General features: G+C 53.3%; 14 protein-coding genes. 7 read left to right on the plus strand and 7 right to left on the minus strand.

The genetic code is table 11. The features are described 5' to 3' along the window. The first annotated feature begins 47 nt into the window (after window positions 1–47). The 7 genes from J0A68_RS14700 (at window position 48) to eutB (ending at window position 8,155) form a co-directional block, all read left to right on the plus strand. Window positions 48–1,475: an SDR family oxidoreductase gene (locus J0A68_RS14700; RefSeq protein WP_206578977.1), complete on the plus strand. Its 1,428-nt coding sequence runs from the start codon at window positions 48–50 to the stop codon at window positions 1,473–1,475. A gap of 293 nt (window positions 1,476–1,768) precedes the next feature. Further along, window positions 1,769–2,860, plus strand: coding sequence for an adenylate/guanylate cyclase domain-containing protein (locus tag J0A68_RS14705; RefSeq protein ID WP_206578978.1), 1,092 nt, complete (start codon window positions 1,769–1,771; stop codon window positions 2,858–2,860). Window positions 2,861–2,970: 110 nt separating this feature from the next. After that, window positions 2,971–3,723, plus strand: a complete 753-nt coding sequence (locus tag J0A68_RS14710) for a YoaK family protein (protein ID WP_206578979.1) — start codon at window positions 2,971–2,973, stop codon at window positions 3,721–3,723. A gap of 89 nt (window positions 3,724–3,812) precedes the next feature. Next, entirely contained in the window at window positions 3,813–4,187 is a 375-nt protein-coding gene (locus tag J0A68_RS14715; RefSeq protein WP_206578980.1) for a nuclear transport factor 2 family protein, read from the plus strand. A gap of 82 nt (window positions 4,188–4,269) precedes the next feature. Next, the gene (locus J0A68_RS14720) at window positions 4,270–4,704 is read left to right on the plus strand and encodes a hypothetical protein (RefSeq protein WP_206578981.1); all 435 of its coding nucleotides are present in this window, start codon (window positions 4,270–4,272) and stop codon (window positions 4,702–4,704) included. 89 nt (window positions 4,705–4,793) lie between these two features. Further along, window positions 4,794–5,675 (plus strand): pirin family protein, encoded by an 882-nt coding sequence (locus J0A68_RS14725; RefSeq protein ID WP_206578982.1) that lies wholly within the window; start codon window positions 4,794–4,796, stop codon window positions 5,673–5,675. Between the two features lie 137 nt (window positions 5,676–5,812). After that, window positions 5,813–8,155 carry an ethanolamine ammonia-lyase subunit EutB gene (gene eutB / locus J0A68_RS14730; RefSeq protein ID WP_236025606.1) on the plus strand — a complete coding sequence of 781 codons (2,343 nt, stop codon included), beginning with the start codon at window positions 5,813–5,815 and terminating at the stop codon, window positions 8,153–8,155. On the opposite strand, the gene J0A68_RS14735 is transcribed toward eutB, so the two are convergent. From J0A68_RS14735 to J0A68_RS14765, 7 genes are all read right to left on the minus strand, one after another. Beyond that, window positions 8,152–9,207, minus strand: a complete 1,056-nt coding sequence (locus tag J0A68_RS14735; RefSeq protein WP_206578983.1) for a PA0069 family radical SAM protein — start codon at window positions 9,205–9,207, stop codon at window positions 8,152–8,154. The genes eutB and J0A68_RS14735 overlap by 4 nt on opposite strands. 692 nt (window positions 9,208–9,899) lie before the next feature. Beyond that, window positions 9,900–10,973 carry an acyl-CoA dehydrogenase family protein gene (locus J0A68_RS14740; RefSeq protein WP_206578984.1) on the minus strand — a complete coding sequence of 358 codons (1,074 nt, stop codon included), beginning with the start codon at window positions 10,971–10,973 and terminating at the stop codon, window positions 9,900–9,902. Continuing rightward, a complete protein-coding gene (gene pnuC, locus J0A68_RS14745; RefSeq protein WP_206578985.1) occupies window positions 10,951–11,577 on the minus strand; it encodes a nicotinamide riboside transporter PnuC in 627 nt (208 codons plus the stop codon). The genes J0A68_RS14740 and pnuC overlap by 23 nt, the downstream gene beginning before the upstream one ends. A gap of 309 nt (window positions 11,578–11,886) precedes the next feature. Further along, window positions 11,887–12,171, minus strand: coding sequence for an addiction module antidote protein (locus J0A68_RS14750; RefSeq protein ID WP_206578986.1), 285 nt, complete (start codon window positions 12,169–12,171; stop codon window positions 11,887–11,889). 4 nt (window positions 12,172–12,175) lie between these two features. Further along, window positions 12,176–12,475, minus strand: coding sequence for a type II toxin-antitoxin system RelE/ParE family toxin (locus tag J0A68_RS14755; protein WP_206578987.1), 300 nt, complete (start codon window positions 12,473–12,475; stop codon window positions 12,176–12,178). Window positions 12,476–12,758: 283 nt separating this feature from the next. After that, a complete protein-coding gene (locus J0A68_RS14760) occupies window positions 12,759–14,003 on the minus strand; it encodes an ABC transporter permease (protein ID WP_206578988.1) in 1,245 nt (414 codons plus the stop codon). Window positions 14,004–14,458: 455 nt separating this feature from the next. Next, window positions 14,459–15,070 (minus strand): MiaE family protein, encoded by a 612-nt coding sequence (locus J0A68_RS14765; protein ID WP_206578989.1) that lies wholly within the window; start codon window positions 15,068–15,070, stop codon window positions 14,459–14,461. Window positions 15,071–15,169 lie beyond the last annotated feature (99 nt).

Here is a 15,169-nt window from a genome sequence, read left to right on the forward strand (position 1 = left end):
AAGCCACCTAAACAAATGACTAGCCGGGACAGTTGACTTCACAGGGAATGAAACTACTGCTCACCGGTGCCACCGGATATATCGGGAAACGACTCTTGCCTGTCCTGGTCGATGCGGGACATAAGGTAGTGTGCTGCGTACGCGACCGGCGGAGATTCTCCCTTCCCTCCTCGATCAGGCACCAAGTCTCCGTGATCGAGATAGACCTGCTGGACGAAGCCTCCCTGGCAGCGATCCCAAAGGACATCGACGCCGCCTACTACCTCGTCCACTCCATGTCCGCCTCGGATGACTACCAAGAGCTCGAAAAAAGGTCTGCCATCAACTTCAGAAATGCGCTGGCCACAACGCGCGTGCAGCAAGTCATCTACCTCTCCGGCATCGTCAACGAGTCCAACCTATCCAAGCATCTCAGCTCCAGGAAGGCCGTGGAAAACGAGCTCAGCGAGGGCAGCTTCAGCCTGACCACCCTGCGTGCGGGCATCATCATCGGATCGGGAAGCGCTTCCTTTGAAATCATCCGGGATCTGGTAGAAAAGTTGCCCCTCATGATCACTCCCAAGTGGCTCAAAACCAGATGCCAGCCCATCGGCGTGTCCGACGTGCTTTCCTTTCTTTCCAAATCCCTGCTCAATCCAAAAACCTACGACCAAAGCTTTGACATCGGCGGCCCGGACATCCTGACCTACAAGCAAATGCTGCTCGGTTTCGCCGAGAAACGGGGCCTGAAGCGGGTGATCTGGGTCATCCCGGTGATGTCGCCCCGGCTATCCTCCTACTGGCTGTACTTCGTCACCTCCACCTCCTACCGCCTTGCCGTCTCGCTGGTCAACAGCATGAAGGTGGAAGTCGTCTGCCGAAACAACGACCTGAATCGGCTGTTGGGAATCGAACCCGTGGGCTATATGGAAGCGCTGGGCAAAGCCTTCCAGAGAATCGAAAGCAACTCGATCCTCTCCAGCTGGAAAGACGCCTACTCCAGCAGCGGGATCAGGTTCAACATCTCGGATTTTATCGAAGTGCCGACCTTTGGCTGTTTCGTGGACAAAAGGGAAAGGCAAGTGGACGACGTCGAAATGACCCTGGACAAAATCTGGAGCATCGGGGGAAGTACGGGCTGGTACTACGCAAATCGGCTTTGGAAACTGAGGGGATTCCTGGACAAGATGGCTGGGGGCGTGGGGCTGCGCAGAGGCCGGACCAACGTCAACTCGATCAACACCGGGGACAGTGTGGACTTTTGGCGGGTGCTGTATGCAGACAGGAAGGAAGGCCGGCTGCTGCTCTTTGCGGAAATGAAGCTGCCCGGGGAGGCATGGCTGGAGTTTAAGCTAAAGGACAAACGGCTTGAGCAGACGGCTACCTTCAGGCCCCGAGGGCTTTGGGGTAGGTTGTACTGGTATGCCGTCCTGCCTTTTCACGGCCTTATTTTCAGCGGCATGATCCATACGCTGGCGAAAACTGACAAGACCTGAAACCAGCTCCAAGTTGATAATGCCTGTCCACGGCCCCAATCCTTCGACAGGGCGTTAGCCGAGATTCAACATCCCTCTAGGCTTTTCAGCGGAAGACAGGGCCAGCCCAAACCTGTTGCCGAACAGGTCTCCCTGCCGCGAGCCTCGGCCCATTTACCCCGCCATTCCTTCATTTTTTCGCCGAGGATGGCTAAGTTGGGAAAAGAACGGCCTTTTTCCTCTCCATGCAGCGCAAGCCAAATCAAGCGTCTCCCCGTCTTTTCCGCAGATCTCCCCTCCCAACGCTCCCCTAGATGCTCTCCCCCGACGGCAAAAGAACCTGGAGCCACATGCTCCCTTTTGGCCTGATCTGGCTGGTCACAGGCTGGGTGTTTTTGCTCTCGGAGGCTGCCGTCACCGACAACTTTGAAAACCAACCCGACACCGCCATCCAGGTGACCTTCCCGGTTTTCATCATGGCCAGTGTCGCCGTGTTTGTCTTTGGCCTGCTCACCGGCTGGGTGGAGATCCGATTTCTCAGCCGCCTGTTTCGCAGCCAGCGCTTCGTGCAGAGGATCATTTACAAGCTGCTGGCCTACGGCCTTGTCTTTCACCTCATCATCCTGATCAGCTTTCCCATCGCGGCGTCCATGGAGTTGGGGCAACCGATTTTCAGCTCAGAGGTTTGGGGAAAATTTGCTACCTACCTGCTCAGCATCACGCATTTGAGCACGATGGTCCAGCTTTCTTTTTCCCTGCTGCTATCCCTGTTTTACTTCGAAATCAGCGACTACATCGGCCCCAAAGCCCTGAGCCATTTCCTGACCGGCAAGTACCACCAGCCGGTAGAGGAAGAGCGGGTGTTCATGTTTCTGGACATGCGCTCCTCCACGAGTATCGCGGAGCGGCTGGGTCATAGGCGCTATTTTGCCATGCTTCGAAAGTACTACGAGGACCTCTCTGCCCCCATTTTGCGCAGCGCCGGGGAAGTGTACCAATATGCCGGGGACGAGGTGATCGTGTCCTGGCCTTTGAAAAAAGGGCTGAAAGACCAAACCTGCCTGCGTTGCTTCTTTGGGATGAAGGAAGCCCTGGAAGGGAAGCGGAGTTTCTATCAAAAGCGCTATGGAGAAGCTCCGGCCTTCAAAGCCGGGATGCATTGCGGCAAAGTCACCGCCGGAGAGATCGGCGTCATCAAAAAGGAGATCCTTTTCACCGGAGACGTGCTCAATACCTGCGCGCGCATCCAGGGGCTCTGCAACTCGTACGGGACCGATCTGCTCGTTTCCGCGGACTTGCTCCAATTGCTCGAGCTGGGCGGGGAATTCAAAGTGACTTCCAAAGGCTTCAACGACCTACGGGGAAAAGACGAGGCGGTGGAATTGTTTTCGGTGGAGAAAAAATGAATTCCCAGCCAGCTTGACAGAAAAATGTGATTTGTGTCAGCTGGAGCCCTACACCGCCCTTTTCGACGGGAAAATCAGTTACTTTTGGCAAGCCTAGCCCCTAGCCGTGTATGTTTCGACATCAAGGTAAAAACAGGACACTGAGACAAAACATCCAGATCGCCACCATCCTCTCCTTTGTGGCCGGACTGGTCAACGTCACCGGATTTCTCGCCTATCGACAACTGACGACCAACGTCACCGGGCATTTCGCCCTTTTCATCAACGACGTCGCCCAATTTGAAGGCTGGAGAGGCTTGGTTTACTTTGCCTACATCTTCTTTTTCCTACTCGGCTCCTTCTGCTCTGGGTTTCTGATCGAAAAATTCAGGGAAAACAAGAAACTGAACGTGTTTGTGCTGCCCACGGCCATCGAGTGCGGGATCCTGCTTTCCATCCCGTTTTTCAGTGCTCTCAGTCCAGTCCCCAATCCGGACGCTTTGGTCTGTTCCCTACTTTTTGCCATGGGGCTCCAAAATTCCTTCGTGACCAAAATCTCAAGCGCCGTGGTCAGGACCACTCACCTCACCGGACTCTTCACGGATTTGGGAATCGAGCTGTCCCAGCTATTCTTTCCAAAAACCCATCCCCAGCAAAAAAAAATCAGAGCCAACATCCAACTCCGCCTTTTCATCATTTCGTTCTTTTTCTTGGGCGGTTTGGCGGGAGGATTCCTGTTCTCAAGACTCTCCTTCGGCATCAACACGTTGATTGTTGGCGCAGCCATCCTATTTTTAAGCCTTATTTTCGATGACTTGCGGTTCAGGTTTTTGAAGACAAAAAGAAAATACCGCCAGAAAAAGGCGGCGACGCAAGTTTCATAGAAAAGCGAGCTCCAGTTGATTTTCGATCAAGTACTCCTGCAAAAAGAAAAACGACGGTTCCATATATCACATTTTCAACCCACAAAGCCATGAAAACCATCTCCCCTGCCGACTGCGGCAACTCTCCCAAAATGCAGCTGGTGCTGGAACTGACCCAAGCCTTTGCTTCCTATGACCTGGAGCGGGTCGCGTCCCAGCTGGCCGAGGACATCGTCTGGACCTTGGTCGGAGACAGCCCTATTTCCGGCAAGCGGCAGTTTCTGGAGGCACTGGAGGAAATGAGCTCCAACAAGGCCGCAGAGCTCCTCATCCACCAAATCCTCTCCCATGGCAAGGAAGCCGCTGTGCATGGGGAAATGGCCATGGCCGACGGCAAGCGCTACGGCTTCGCCGATTTCTATGAATTCAGCAGTGCGGGCTCCAAGACCGTCAAGCGGATCACGTCCTACGTCATTCCCCTCTGAGACGGTCAAAACAGACTTTCGTCTTCCAAAAGCCACTGATATCCATTAACTTAAAGAGAACCACTCTTTAACCCAAAATACCATGAATGGAATCCAGGACAATCTCACTCTGCCTGAGGAAAATCTGACCGACGCCGAGTTTGGCAGGATGGTCTATCAGGCGGGGGTGAGCACAGGCTTTGATCCGGTAGAAGGCCTGTACAAAGTCACCTACAACGAACGCTGCTGGGACCAGGTGTACGATCCCGTCTGGAAGGGCGACTGCGTCACCAACAGCGAAAAGCACATCGAGTACCTGGTGGAGCTTTGGTACCGACTAAATCCTGACCGCTCATGGACTTGCGTCAAGGGCAAGCGGGAATCCCTGCAGGGATTTCTTGTGAGCAGGACCTATTGCCCCGAGGGCCGCGACTTCGTGGAAGTCGGCTTTTCCGAGACGAGGTTGCTGAAAGAGCCCAAGACCTTCGAAAGCTTCAACTTTGGAGATGGAGACTCGACCTGGGGCGAAAGCGAATAGGGCGACCTTGGCAGAGCAGGCCCTAGCTCGACCTTTGATCCCGGAAATAACGCTTAAATTCCCATTGGATTTCAAGCCAACACGCTACCATGTCAAACATCAACCTCATCATCGAAGAGCGCGCCGCCGACATCGGCAAGTTTCTCGTCGGCCGCCTCCTGCCCTTTCGCCAAAAGCGCATGATCGGCCCTTTCATCTACCTCGACCACATGGGCCCCGTCAAGCTCAACGAGCGGGAACAGATGGACATTAGACCCCATCCGCATATCGGGCTTTCTACCCTGACTTTTCTCTTCGAAGGGAGCATCATGCACCGCGACACGCTGGGAAATGAAGTCCAGATCAACCCCGGCGCGGTCAACTGGATGACTGCCGGCAGGGGAATCGTCCACTCCGAGCGGACTCCCGACCATCTACGGCACGAGGACAAGCTCATGCATGGCCTGCAGATCTGGGTGGCTTTGCCCAAAAACCTGGAGCAGATGGAGCCCGAGTTTTTCCATGTCGAAGCCGACAAACTTCCCTCTTGGACTGAGGGCGGGGTGGAATTCAAGCTGGTGGCGGGCGAGGCCCTAGGTCGTCGCTCCCCCGTTCCGGTCTATAGCCCGCTCTACATGCTGGAGATCAAAAGCAGCGAAAAGCAGACACTGAGCATCGGTTCGCAGCTTTTTGGGGAAAGTGGCCTCTACATCCTCGAGGGAGGGATAGAAAGCGAAGGCAACACATTTGGCTCTAAGCAAATCCTAGTCGCCAAGGACGCCACGCTCTGCGAATTCACCATTCTGGCAAATAGCACAGTTTACATCTTTGGAGGAGAGCCCTTTCCCGAGGAGCGCTTTATCGACTGGAACTTTGTGTCCTCCAGCAAGGAACTCATCGCAGCCGCCAAGGAAAAGTGGATCGCGGGGGAATTTGAAAAGGTACCGGGCGACGAGGAGGAATTTGTCCCCTATCCGGTACCGAAGCGCTAGAAAAACACGCTTTGGGAGTCACTTCATTGATCTACTTTTCAGAAAATCACGGAAAAATTCCTGTAACTTGAAGCGATTGAAACCGGACACTCGGCAATAAACCCAAGATTTCAGAAAATCAAGCCTCAGAAATCACCATGCTTCACAAGATCAGCCGAAAAGAATTTTTGACCAAAATGGGCCTGTTGGGCACCTCCGCCTTCCTGTTTCAGGCTTGTGACTTTCAGTCCGCCGACAAAACCAGCGCGGGCATCAGCCCGATCATCTCCGCTCCCCAAGGCGAAGAGGATATTTTCGACTACATCCGCCGAAGCAGTGGGAAGCATGACCTGACGCTCTACCGGCAGATCGTCGGTGCAGCCAACGAGTTCAAGGAGGGCGACCTCACGCTCGGCATCGCCGCCGAGTCCGAGCAATCGCGGGCAAATGCCAGGGCACTTTTGGCAAATACGCGCATCGGCGATCTGAAGGCCCACAGCCTCTTCGCGGACGAGCTCTATGAGCTGATCGCAAAAAACAGCGCCGAAAACGCCGACCTGGACAGCTGGACGCTGGGTGAGTTGAAAGCTTTTATCCTCAGCCAGCCCGAGGCGGAGATCAAAGCCATCATGCCCGCGCTGAGCAGCGACGTGATCGCCTGCCTGGTGAAGCTGATGAGCAACGAGGAACTGATCCAAGTCGGCCAGAAAGTTTTCAATCCCATCCCCGGCACGCAGATAGGCAGCAAAGGCTACCTCAGTGCCCGCGTTCAGCCCAACTCACCGACTGACCATCCTACAGATATCATTTGGCAAGTCTTCGACGCCTGGTCCTATGGTGTGGGCGACCTGGTGCTGGGTACCAATCCGGTCTCCAGCGACCCCAACTCCGTCGCGGAAATCGAGAGAGCGCTCTATGACCTGATTGTGACCTTTGGCTTGGAAAAAACCATCTCCAACTGCGTCCTTTCCCACATCGACGTGCAGGCCGAAGCTGAAAAGATCCATCCAGGGACTACTGGGATTTGGTTCCAAAGCATTGCCGGGACGGTGAAGGCCAACCAGACTTTTGACGTCTCCATCGCCAAGATGCAGTCCCATATGGAAAGCCGCAGCGGGCAGTTTGGCCTCTATGCGGAGACAGGACAGGGCGCTGACTTCACCAACGGGCACGGGGAAGGATTCGACATGCTCGTGCACGAGGCCAGGAAATACGGTTTCGTCCGCGCCCTGCAAAGCCAACTTTCCGAAGGAAAAAGCCCGGAAGAAACGCCTTGGGTACATGTGAACGACGTCGCGGGCTTCATCGGCCCAGAGGTCTTCAAGACCAAAGAACAGCTTGTCCGCTGCTGTCTGGAAGACACCGTGATGGGAAAGCTGCACGGACTGACCATCGGACTGGACGTGTGCTCCACCCTGCACATGGACGTCTCCCTCGACGACTTGGACTGGTGTATCGCCCAGATCATGCCGGCAAATCCAGCCTACCTGATGGCCCTACCGACCAAAAATGATCCGATGCTGAGCTACCTCACCACGGGCTTTTACAACCACGTGAAGATTCGCGAGCAGTTTGGCTACAAGATCAACGACGCGATGTGGGACTTTTTCAAAAAGATCGAAATCATCGGCGACGACAACCGTCCTACAGAGCACTTTGGCGACCCCACCTGGGTCTACTATCAATACCGACTGGCCAAAAAAGACCTGCGGACCAAGGAGGAGATTTTGGCCGAAGGCCGCAAGACCATCGCCGAAGTCGAGGCGCGGGGCGTTCCCATTGCGCAGGGTTTTGGGGAAAATGTATGGGATCTGGAGCCTGGTCTCGACAAAAAAATCCACGAGATCTACGAGGATGCCAAAGTCAGCCTCTGGGCCGAAATGCCGGATTCCTTTGTCCAAGCGATCCCGGCTTCTCTCCCCCTGATCACCCAGAGCAAAGACCGCAAGGACTACGTCTATCATCCGGAAACCGGCGAAAAGCTCAGCGAAAAAACGGCGCAACAGCTTCGATCCATGCAAGGCAGCTGGGCGAGCGATACGCCGGATATCCAGCTCGTGATCTCCGACGGACTGAATGCCCTTTCCCTGACGGATGACAACCATCTTTTCCCTTTTCTGGAAAACCTAAGTGCCCAGCTCAAGGCAAAAGGCTATCGCCTTGCGACGCAAAATCTGGTATTTACCCACGGGCGGGTAAGGGCGGGCTATGCTGCGGGCGAGGAGCTTTTCGGAAATCTCCCGGATTCGAAGCAGAAAAAAGGCATCATCCATATCATCGGCGAGCGTCCCGGCTCGGGGCACCATGCCTTCTCCGCCTACATCACGGCCGCGCCGGTCTCGCTTTGGGGCAAAAAGGGCGGCGTGGACCACGATATCACACGGGTAGTGTCGGGCATCTCCGACACCTCCCTCCTGCCCAAGCTCGCAGCCGAGCAGGTTGCCGAGATCTTTGACGACTTGTACAAAAAGCAGGAATTCGAGGCAAAAGCCCAAGCTTAAAAGTCCAGGCTCAGATTGCCTCCCCGGCGGAATTTGCTCAGGTCAAAGGGCGGCATAGTCCTTTCCGCAAAATAGGTCTTGCGCGCAAAGCGAAAGAGGTTTTGTATGCTCTCCGCCAGCACGCCGGCACCTTTCATCCGCCTTCCAAACTCGCTGTCGTTCACCTGTCCGCCATGCACCTCGGCGATTTGGTGCATGATCTTTTGGTAGCGGTCTGGAAAGTTCTTTTCCAGCCAATCCGAAAAAATCTCCTCCAGCTTGCCGTTGAGCCGGACGACGGTCATGCCCGCACTGAGCGCACCATGATCGGCCGCGGCCTTGAGGATGGCGGGTATTTCCTGGTTGTTCAGCCCCGGGATGATCGGCGCACTCATCACCGCGACAGGAACTCCGGCCTTGGCAAGGGCCTCGATGGTCTTCAGTCGCTTGGCCGCGCTGGCCGTCCGGGGTTCCATTTTTCTGCGCAGGTCTTCATTCAGCGTCGTGATCGAGATGTACACCTGCACCAGCCTATCCTGCGCCAAGTCCTGCAGCAGATCCAGATCGCGCAGGATCAGGCTGTTTTTGGTAATCATACCCACCGGATGGCGATAGCGGGCAAACACCTTCAGCAGCTCCCGCGTGACACCCTTTTCCCGCTCCAAGGGCTGATAGCAGTCCGTATTCCCAGAAACGGAGATCGGAGCCACCTTCCATTTCGGATTCAGAATTTGTTTTTCGAGCAGCTTGGGCGCGTCTGGCTTTACCATCAGCTTGGTCTCAAAGTCCAAGCCAGCGGTGTAGCCGTAGTATTCGTGGGAGTTGCGGGCGTAGCAATAGATGCAGCCGTGCTCGCAGCCCTGGTAGGGATTGAGGGAAAACATCAGTCCGAGATCCGGACTTTTGACGGCATTGACGATGGATTTGGCGTGCTCGACTCGAACCTCGGTCTTGGGCGAAAGCAAAAGCTCCTCGTCCAATCCCTCGATGTGCTCTGTCACGACACGCCGCTCCAGGAATCGGTTGCCCGACTGGATCTGCGCTCCCCGTCCTTTGAAATACTCCCCTTCCATGTCAATCAGATTGTCAAAACTGCTCCTCTTAGTATAGAGCCTTCATTCGAAAATCGAAAGTATGAGACGGGAATTGTCTGGAAGCAGTGATGATCGAGAGTAAGTTGTAAGGGAAGTAAGTGGTAAGTAGTGGCGGATAACCTATCGAAAAATTGGTAGACTTCATCTCCAAAGGCTGGCTCTCTGTGCGCAGACGTAAAGTTTTTGACCACGGAGCGCACGGAGGGGTGAGAGAATAGCTTCGCACCTTTTCGAGAGGGAAATGGCTCGCTAAAGCGGCAAGACGCTAAAGTCTCTCCCTCTTTTCTCCGTGATCTCTGTGGTGGAAAAACATGAGCCCCATCGGGGCGGCACATGCATAGCCTAGTTTTAACCCTAGGTTACCGTGTTTAATGCTATTTCGGAAGTTTTGGCCGACAAAAGGTCAATGGTACCCATCAGGCTTCGCCAAAACCAATGGGGGATTGAATCCTGTTTTTTGCGCTTCGCGCTTGCTACACCGCAAAGATTCTGAGAACACGAAGGTTTCGCAGAGGATATTTTTCTCCATAAGCTGGACATTTCCCACTTCTTTGCGGCTTTCCGTCTCAGCGAGATATTTTCTCTCGCTAAGACGCAGAGGCGCTAAGCTAGGTAATCTCCACACGAAGAAAATCTCCTCTCCCTCCGTGGCCTCTGTGGTGAAAAAAACTTCAAAAGGGAAAAATCAACAGCGCGTGCTGGCTCACCGTGTTGAAATCCCGCCAAACGCGATTGAGCTCGGTGTGGGTTTTCGCAGCCTCCAAACCTGCGAAAGGATAAAGCTTCCCATTGCTTTCTCGACAGGCTTGGGTGAGCTTTCGGCTGATTTTGCTTATCTCTTTCAGCAGAGATTTTGAAATCTTGCCCTTTTGCTCCAACTCCTGGCAGGATTCCTCGATCAACCCGTAAAACTTCGTTCGAAGCCTTTCCAGCTTTCTGGACTGCTTCTCCAGAAGCTTTTGGAAATACTTCTGATGCTTCCTGTCGTAGTTGCGGTACTCGTGCCTTTTCCAAAAAGAGGCCTCGATCAGGGCGATCAAGTGCTGGCTGATCCCGAGGATGTTCACCGCGAGCGTTGCCTCGGCCAGCTGCAAAAAAGGATAGCGAAAAACGGGATCCGGTAGCGTCGCCTTTTCCGGCAGGATCTCGAAAACCCGATTTCCGGGAACGGAGACACCTTCGGCCTTGAAAGCATGGCTTCCCGTGGCGATCATGCCCATGTAGTTCCAGCCGTCGAGGATCTCGATTTCGTCCCTTTTGAGGATAAAAGCCTTGACTACGGGATTGCCCTTTTTGTCCAAAAGCGGTTCTCCCCGCTCCAGGATCTCACAGTTGGCGGTGAAGTGTGTGCCGTGCAAAGCTCCGGAAGCATAGGTCCAACTGCCGGAGACGAGCCATCGCCCATCCACCCAGTCGGCCTTTCCTCCCACAAAACCACTTCCCGCCAAGCAAACCCTTGGGTCTGAAAAGACCTCCTGCGCAAGTTCTTTTTCTAAAAAGCCCACAAACCAAGCCGCACCTGCACAGAGAGTGACCGTCCAACCCAGACTTCCGTCCAAGCGGGAGAGCTTCTCCTCCACCCGCAGTCCTTCGGCCAGATTCAGCCCGAGTCCACCCAAGTCTTTGGGCACGAAGAGCTTAAACCATTTTTCGGCATAAACGACTTCCAGCCATTCATCAGAAAGTCGGCCCAGCGCTTCGGAGGCTGCTGCATGGGCGGAGTCAAACAGTTTGGAGTGCTTCATCGCGTTGGGTCAGTTCTTTTCTCCATTCCAGGTAACCAAAGATGGCGACGACGAAGAGGAAAAGGGTCAAAAAGGACATCATGTACAGCTGCTTGGAGTACAGCAGGGGGATGGCTACCAGGTTGGAAATGTTGAGCCAAATCCAGTTTTCCAACTTGCGCTTGGCCAAAAGCCACATTCCCGCCCAAGCCGTTGAGGACACGAAGGCGTCGATCACCGGCACGTCGGAGTCGGTGAAAGTGGTGAGCATAAAGTAGAGGAAAACCCAGCCTATTCCGGCTATTCCGAGGGTGACCGCAAAGTCCCGTGAATCACTTCTTGAGATTTGGGAAGCACCAGACTTGGATCGGTTTTTCCAATTTGCCCAGCCGTAGATGCTCATCACGAGGTAGTAGCCATGAAGCAGCGTCTCCGCATAGAGTTTGGAGTCCAGCAGCAGGTAGGTGCCGCAGAGGATGCCGATGATCCCGGTGGGATAGAGCCAGATGCTGTTTTTACGAGCCAAAAGCACTTCGGAAACGCCAAATGCTACGGCGATCCACTCCAGCAGGCGGGTGTTTTGGATTTGCTCGAGGAGCAAACCCGCGTCGAATGAAAATTCCATTTGAATAATTTTTAGCCATTATTCAAATAAGGGTAAGCTTGATTATCGATCCCTACGCCGGCATTACCCGGATCAGGTGCACGGCAGCGCGCTGCCGATGGGTATGATCTCAGCCCTGCATTTTTTGGGCACCCCTTAGATGAAAGCCGAAGGTAGGGAAAAAGATGGTGGTGGGCAAAGAATTCAGGCCCTTCGCAGACGGGTGGCTTATTACTAAAGTTCAATCTAAGGACCAAAGATGAACCGTACAAAAACATCAACGAAACACTTATTCGTCGTTTCGAAAAGGCGCATCTTGCGCCCGTCTTATTATGCAGGAAGGGGATCTATTTTTATTTGGCCGCCAACGGCCTTTAACACTTTCATTATGGTTGAGAATTGGGGTTTAGCGCCCTCGGACAGTGCTTTGTACAAACTCGGCCTACTCATTCCTGTTTCCTCGGCAATCTTAGTCATGCCGATAGCTTTGGCAACATATCCAATTGCAGTGATTATTTCTGTATCATTCCCATCTTCCAAGACAGCGTTTAGATATTCAGCAATCATTTCATTGCTGTCCAAATAGTCTGCTATATCAAATTTTGACGTCTCCATTTTTTTACCTTTTCAATTTATCCCAAATTTCTAGTGCCTTCTGAACATCTCTCCGCTGACTTGATTTGTCTCCACCAATCAAGAGAATGATAATTCTCCCATCGACCTCTTTGAAATAAATCCGATAGCCTTTCGCATAGTTGATCTTCAATTCACTTATTCCATTCCCAACAGATTTACACTCTCCGAAATGCCCATCATTTTCCAATTTCTGAATTCGGAACAAAATTTTCGCCTTTGCCCTCAAGTCGTCCAGCCTCCTAAACCACTTGTCAAATTCACTGGTCTTTTCAATAAAGTACATTCACAAGACTGTATTCAATTGGATACAAAATTACAAAAAATCAGCCTTTACAAGTTGATTACTACAGATTTCTTTTCCGACTCACATACAGATCAGGAAATGGAATGACCACATACCCAGAAAACTGCGCCTAAGGCTCTCATCGCAACTTCCGATAGCTAAAAAAACAGCGAAATAGATATTGCTCTAATTAAACCTGAAAAATCCCGTTTTTGCATTCTCATACCAGAACCAAGCCCTACTGACCTCAGTTTAGACAGACTGCCGGCCATCCCACAAAAATCTACTCGTATCTCAGCGACTCGATGGGATCCAGCTTGCTGGCCTTGAATGCCGGTATATAGCCCGCGATCAGGCCCACAACGATACAGATCACGAAAGAGATAAACATCCAGACCCAAGGCACTAAAAATCCACCTGGCCCGATAAAATTGGCGATCACATTGCCTATGCCCAGCCCCAGCAGCATGCCGAAGATGCCCCCAAGGATACAGATCACGATGGCCTCGATGAGAAACTGTTGGCGGATTCTCAGCGGCGTGGCACCCAAGGCCTTGCGGATTCCGATTTCCCGGGTTCTCTCTGTCACGGACACCAGCATGATGTTCATCAAGCCTATTGATGCCCCTAAAAGTGTGATAAAACCAATTCCGAAGCCGCCGATCCGGAGATAGCCAGCCACCTCTTCCAAGCTTTCGGCTACCGACTGGCTTTTGGTAAGCTCGAAGGAATCCTCCTGCGCCACCCGGTCTTGGCGTATCTTGCGCATGATTCCGATGGCCTGCCCCATTTCGTAGTCGATTTTTCCCGGATCGGAAGCCACACCGGTGATCCTATAGTTGAAGGTTCCGTTTTTGTCAAGTCTGGCGGCGTTTTCTATAGGAATGAGGATCTGCCGGTCAGCGCCTTGGTCCTGGCCCACGCCTCCCTGCTTGTCCAGCACCCCCACCACGGTGTAGGGTCGGCCCAAAAGGGTGATTTTCTGGTTGATGGGATCCTCTCCTGGATTGAAGAGCGTCTCCTCTATTTCCTTGCCGATCAGGGCCACGGAGTTGCCATAGCGCACCTCCATGTTGCTGAAGTTACGCCCCTTGGCGAGCTTCATCGCCTTGATGGAGAGGTAGTTTTCGTCTCCTCCGCGGACGCGCGTGTTTGGGTTGGTCTTTTTGGAGCCACGCTTCACCTCCGCTATACCCGTCACCGAGTTGAAGACCGTCGAAATGCCGATGGAGGCATATTCCTCCTTGAACTTTCTCGCTTCCCTAAAGGTGATCGACGGGTAGGTCTTTTCGGTCTTCCCGTCTTGCACCACCCTGCCCCCGTTGAAGCCCTTGTTTCTGATATCGAAGGAATTGGCGCCCAGGCCGGCAAAGCTCTCCGCTATCTGCGCTTTGATCCCGTCTATGGCCGTCAGCATGCCCACCAGGGAGGAAATGCCGATGGCGATGATGGCCCCGGTGAGTACGGTACGGAGCAGATGGACCTTTACAGAGTTGAGTGCCTCGCGGACATTTTCGATCAAATTCATGGATTGTTCGTTTTGGAACAGCTTTTTAAAAATCCCTCAGGAAATCAGATTAATAATACACAAATACCGAAAAATTGGGCGGATGATTGACATTTTTTATGATCAGGGAAAAGAATCGTCGAGGGCCGGCTTCTCCGACATGCCTCCTCGCGATCACTGCACGCCACTTTACAACCTTCCTTCTTCTACAGCATCCGACATCCCACAATTACGATTTACGAAGTACGATTTACGACGTCCCTGTCTTCCGTCTCCGTCCTTCCGTCCATCAAACCACCCGACATCGGTCAACCGACAAACGATTCACGACCTCCTCGCGATCACTGCACGCCACTTTACAACCTTCCAACTTTACAACCTTCCTTCTCCTACAGCATCCGACATCCCACAATTACGATTTCCTAAATACGATTTACGATGTCCCTGTCTTCCGTCTCCGGTCTTCCAGCTTCGCTTCAGTGCATGCGGTCGCCTCGCACGCCAAGCTGCCTCAACACCGCCGCCTCGTATTCCAGCCACTCTTGCCAGCGCCTATTGACCTTGTCCGCGTCCTGATATTTTCTCGCCAACTCGATGAAGGTCACATAGTGCCCCGCTTCTGAAATCATGAGTTCATAATAAAACTTCTGCAGCTCCTCGTCCGCGATGTTTTTGGACAAAAGCTTGAATCGCTCGCAGCTCCTGGCCTCGATCAGCGCGTTGAGCAGCAGCTGTTCGGTAAGCTGCTGCATCCGGCTTCCTCCCTTTTTCACAAACTCGGCCAGCTTGATGACATACTCGTCCTTGCGGGGAGGGCCAAACTTCATCCCTCTTTTGCGAAGCTGCTCCAGCACCCGCTCGAAGTGCCCCCACTCCTCGGCCACGATCGGAGTCAGGGTATCGACGATCTCGTCCAGGTCATTGAATCGGAGGATCAGGCTGATGCAGGAGGAAGCGGCCTTTTGCTCACAGTAGGCATGGTCCACGAGAATATCCTCCAGTTGCATCTCCGCGATATCGACCCAACGTGGATCAGTCGGCAGCTTCAGGTGAAGCATTTTCTCTCTGGTGCTTTCTTCCCAAGACATGGTATTTCGGATTTTTGATTTACGATTTACGGACTTTCCCTCTGCGATTGCGTGCCTTCGATATACGCTACTCTGTAGCTCCAGTGCTCAGGCTGACAT

The sequence above is a fragment of the Algoriphagus oliviformis genome, assembly GCF_017254915.1.
Lineage (GTDB): Bacteria > Bacteroidota > Bacteroidia > Cytophagales > Cyclobacteriaceae > Algoriphagus > Algoriphagus oliviformis.

Excerpts from the sequence above, each read along its gene's own strand:
- J0A68_RS14700 (WP_206578977.1), top strand. The coding sequence starts at position 48 with ATGAAACTACTGCTCACCGGTGCCACCGGATATATCGGGAAACGACTC.
- J0A68_RS14705 (WP_206578978.1), top strand. The coding sequence starts at position 1,769 with ATGCTCTCCCCCGACGGCAAAAGAACCTGGAGCCACATGCTCCCTTTT.
- J0A68_RS14710 (WP_206578979.1), top strand. The coding sequence starts at position 2,971 with ATGTTTCGACATCAAGGTAAAAACAGGACACTGAGACAAAACATCCAG.
- J0A68_RS14715 (WP_206578980.1), top strand. The coding sequence starts at position 3,813 with ATGAAAACCATCTCCCCTGCCGACTGCGGCAACTCTCCCAAAATGCAG.
- J0A68_RS14720 (WP_206578981.1), top strand. The coding sequence starts at position 4,270 with ATGAATGGAATCCAGGACAATCTCACTCTGCCTGAGGAAAATCTGACC.
- J0A68_RS14725 (WP_206578982.1), top strand. The coding sequence starts at position 4,794 with ATGTCAAACATCAACCTCATCATCGAAGAGCGCGCCGCCGACATCGGC.
- eutB (WP_236025606.1), top strand. The coding sequence starts at position 5,813 with ATGCTTCACAAGATCAGCCGAAAAGAATTTTTGACCAAAATGGGCCTG.
- J0A68_RS14735 (WP_206578983.1), bottom strand. The coding sequence starts at position 9,207 with ATGGAAGGGGAGTATTTCAAAGGACGGGGAGCGCAGATCCAGTCGGGC.
- J0A68_RS14740 (WP_206578984.1), bottom strand. The coding sequence starts at position 10,973 with ATGAAGCACTCCAAACTGTTTGACTCCGCCCATGCAGCAGCCTCCGAA.
- pnuC (WP_206578985.1), bottom strand. The coding sequence starts at position 11,577 with ATGGAATTTTCATTCGACGCGGGTTTGCTCCTCGAGCAAATCCAAAAC.
- J0A68_RS14750 (WP_206578986.1), bottom strand. The coding sequence starts at position 12,171 with ATGGAGACGTCAAAATTTGATATAGCAGACTATTTGGACAGCAATGAA.
- J0A68_RS14755 (WP_206578987.1), bottom strand. The coding sequence starts at position 12,475 with ATGTACTTTATTGAAAAGACCAGTGAATTTGACAAGTGGTTTAGGAGG.
- J0A68_RS14760 (WP_206578988.1), bottom strand. The coding sequence starts at position 14,003 with ATGAATTTGATCGAAAATGTCCGCGAGGCACTCAACTCTGTAAAGGTC.
- J0A68_RS14765 (WP_206578989.1), bottom strand. The coding sequence starts at position 15,070 with ATGTCTTGGGAAGAAAGCACCAGAGAGAAAATGCTTCACCTGAAGCTG.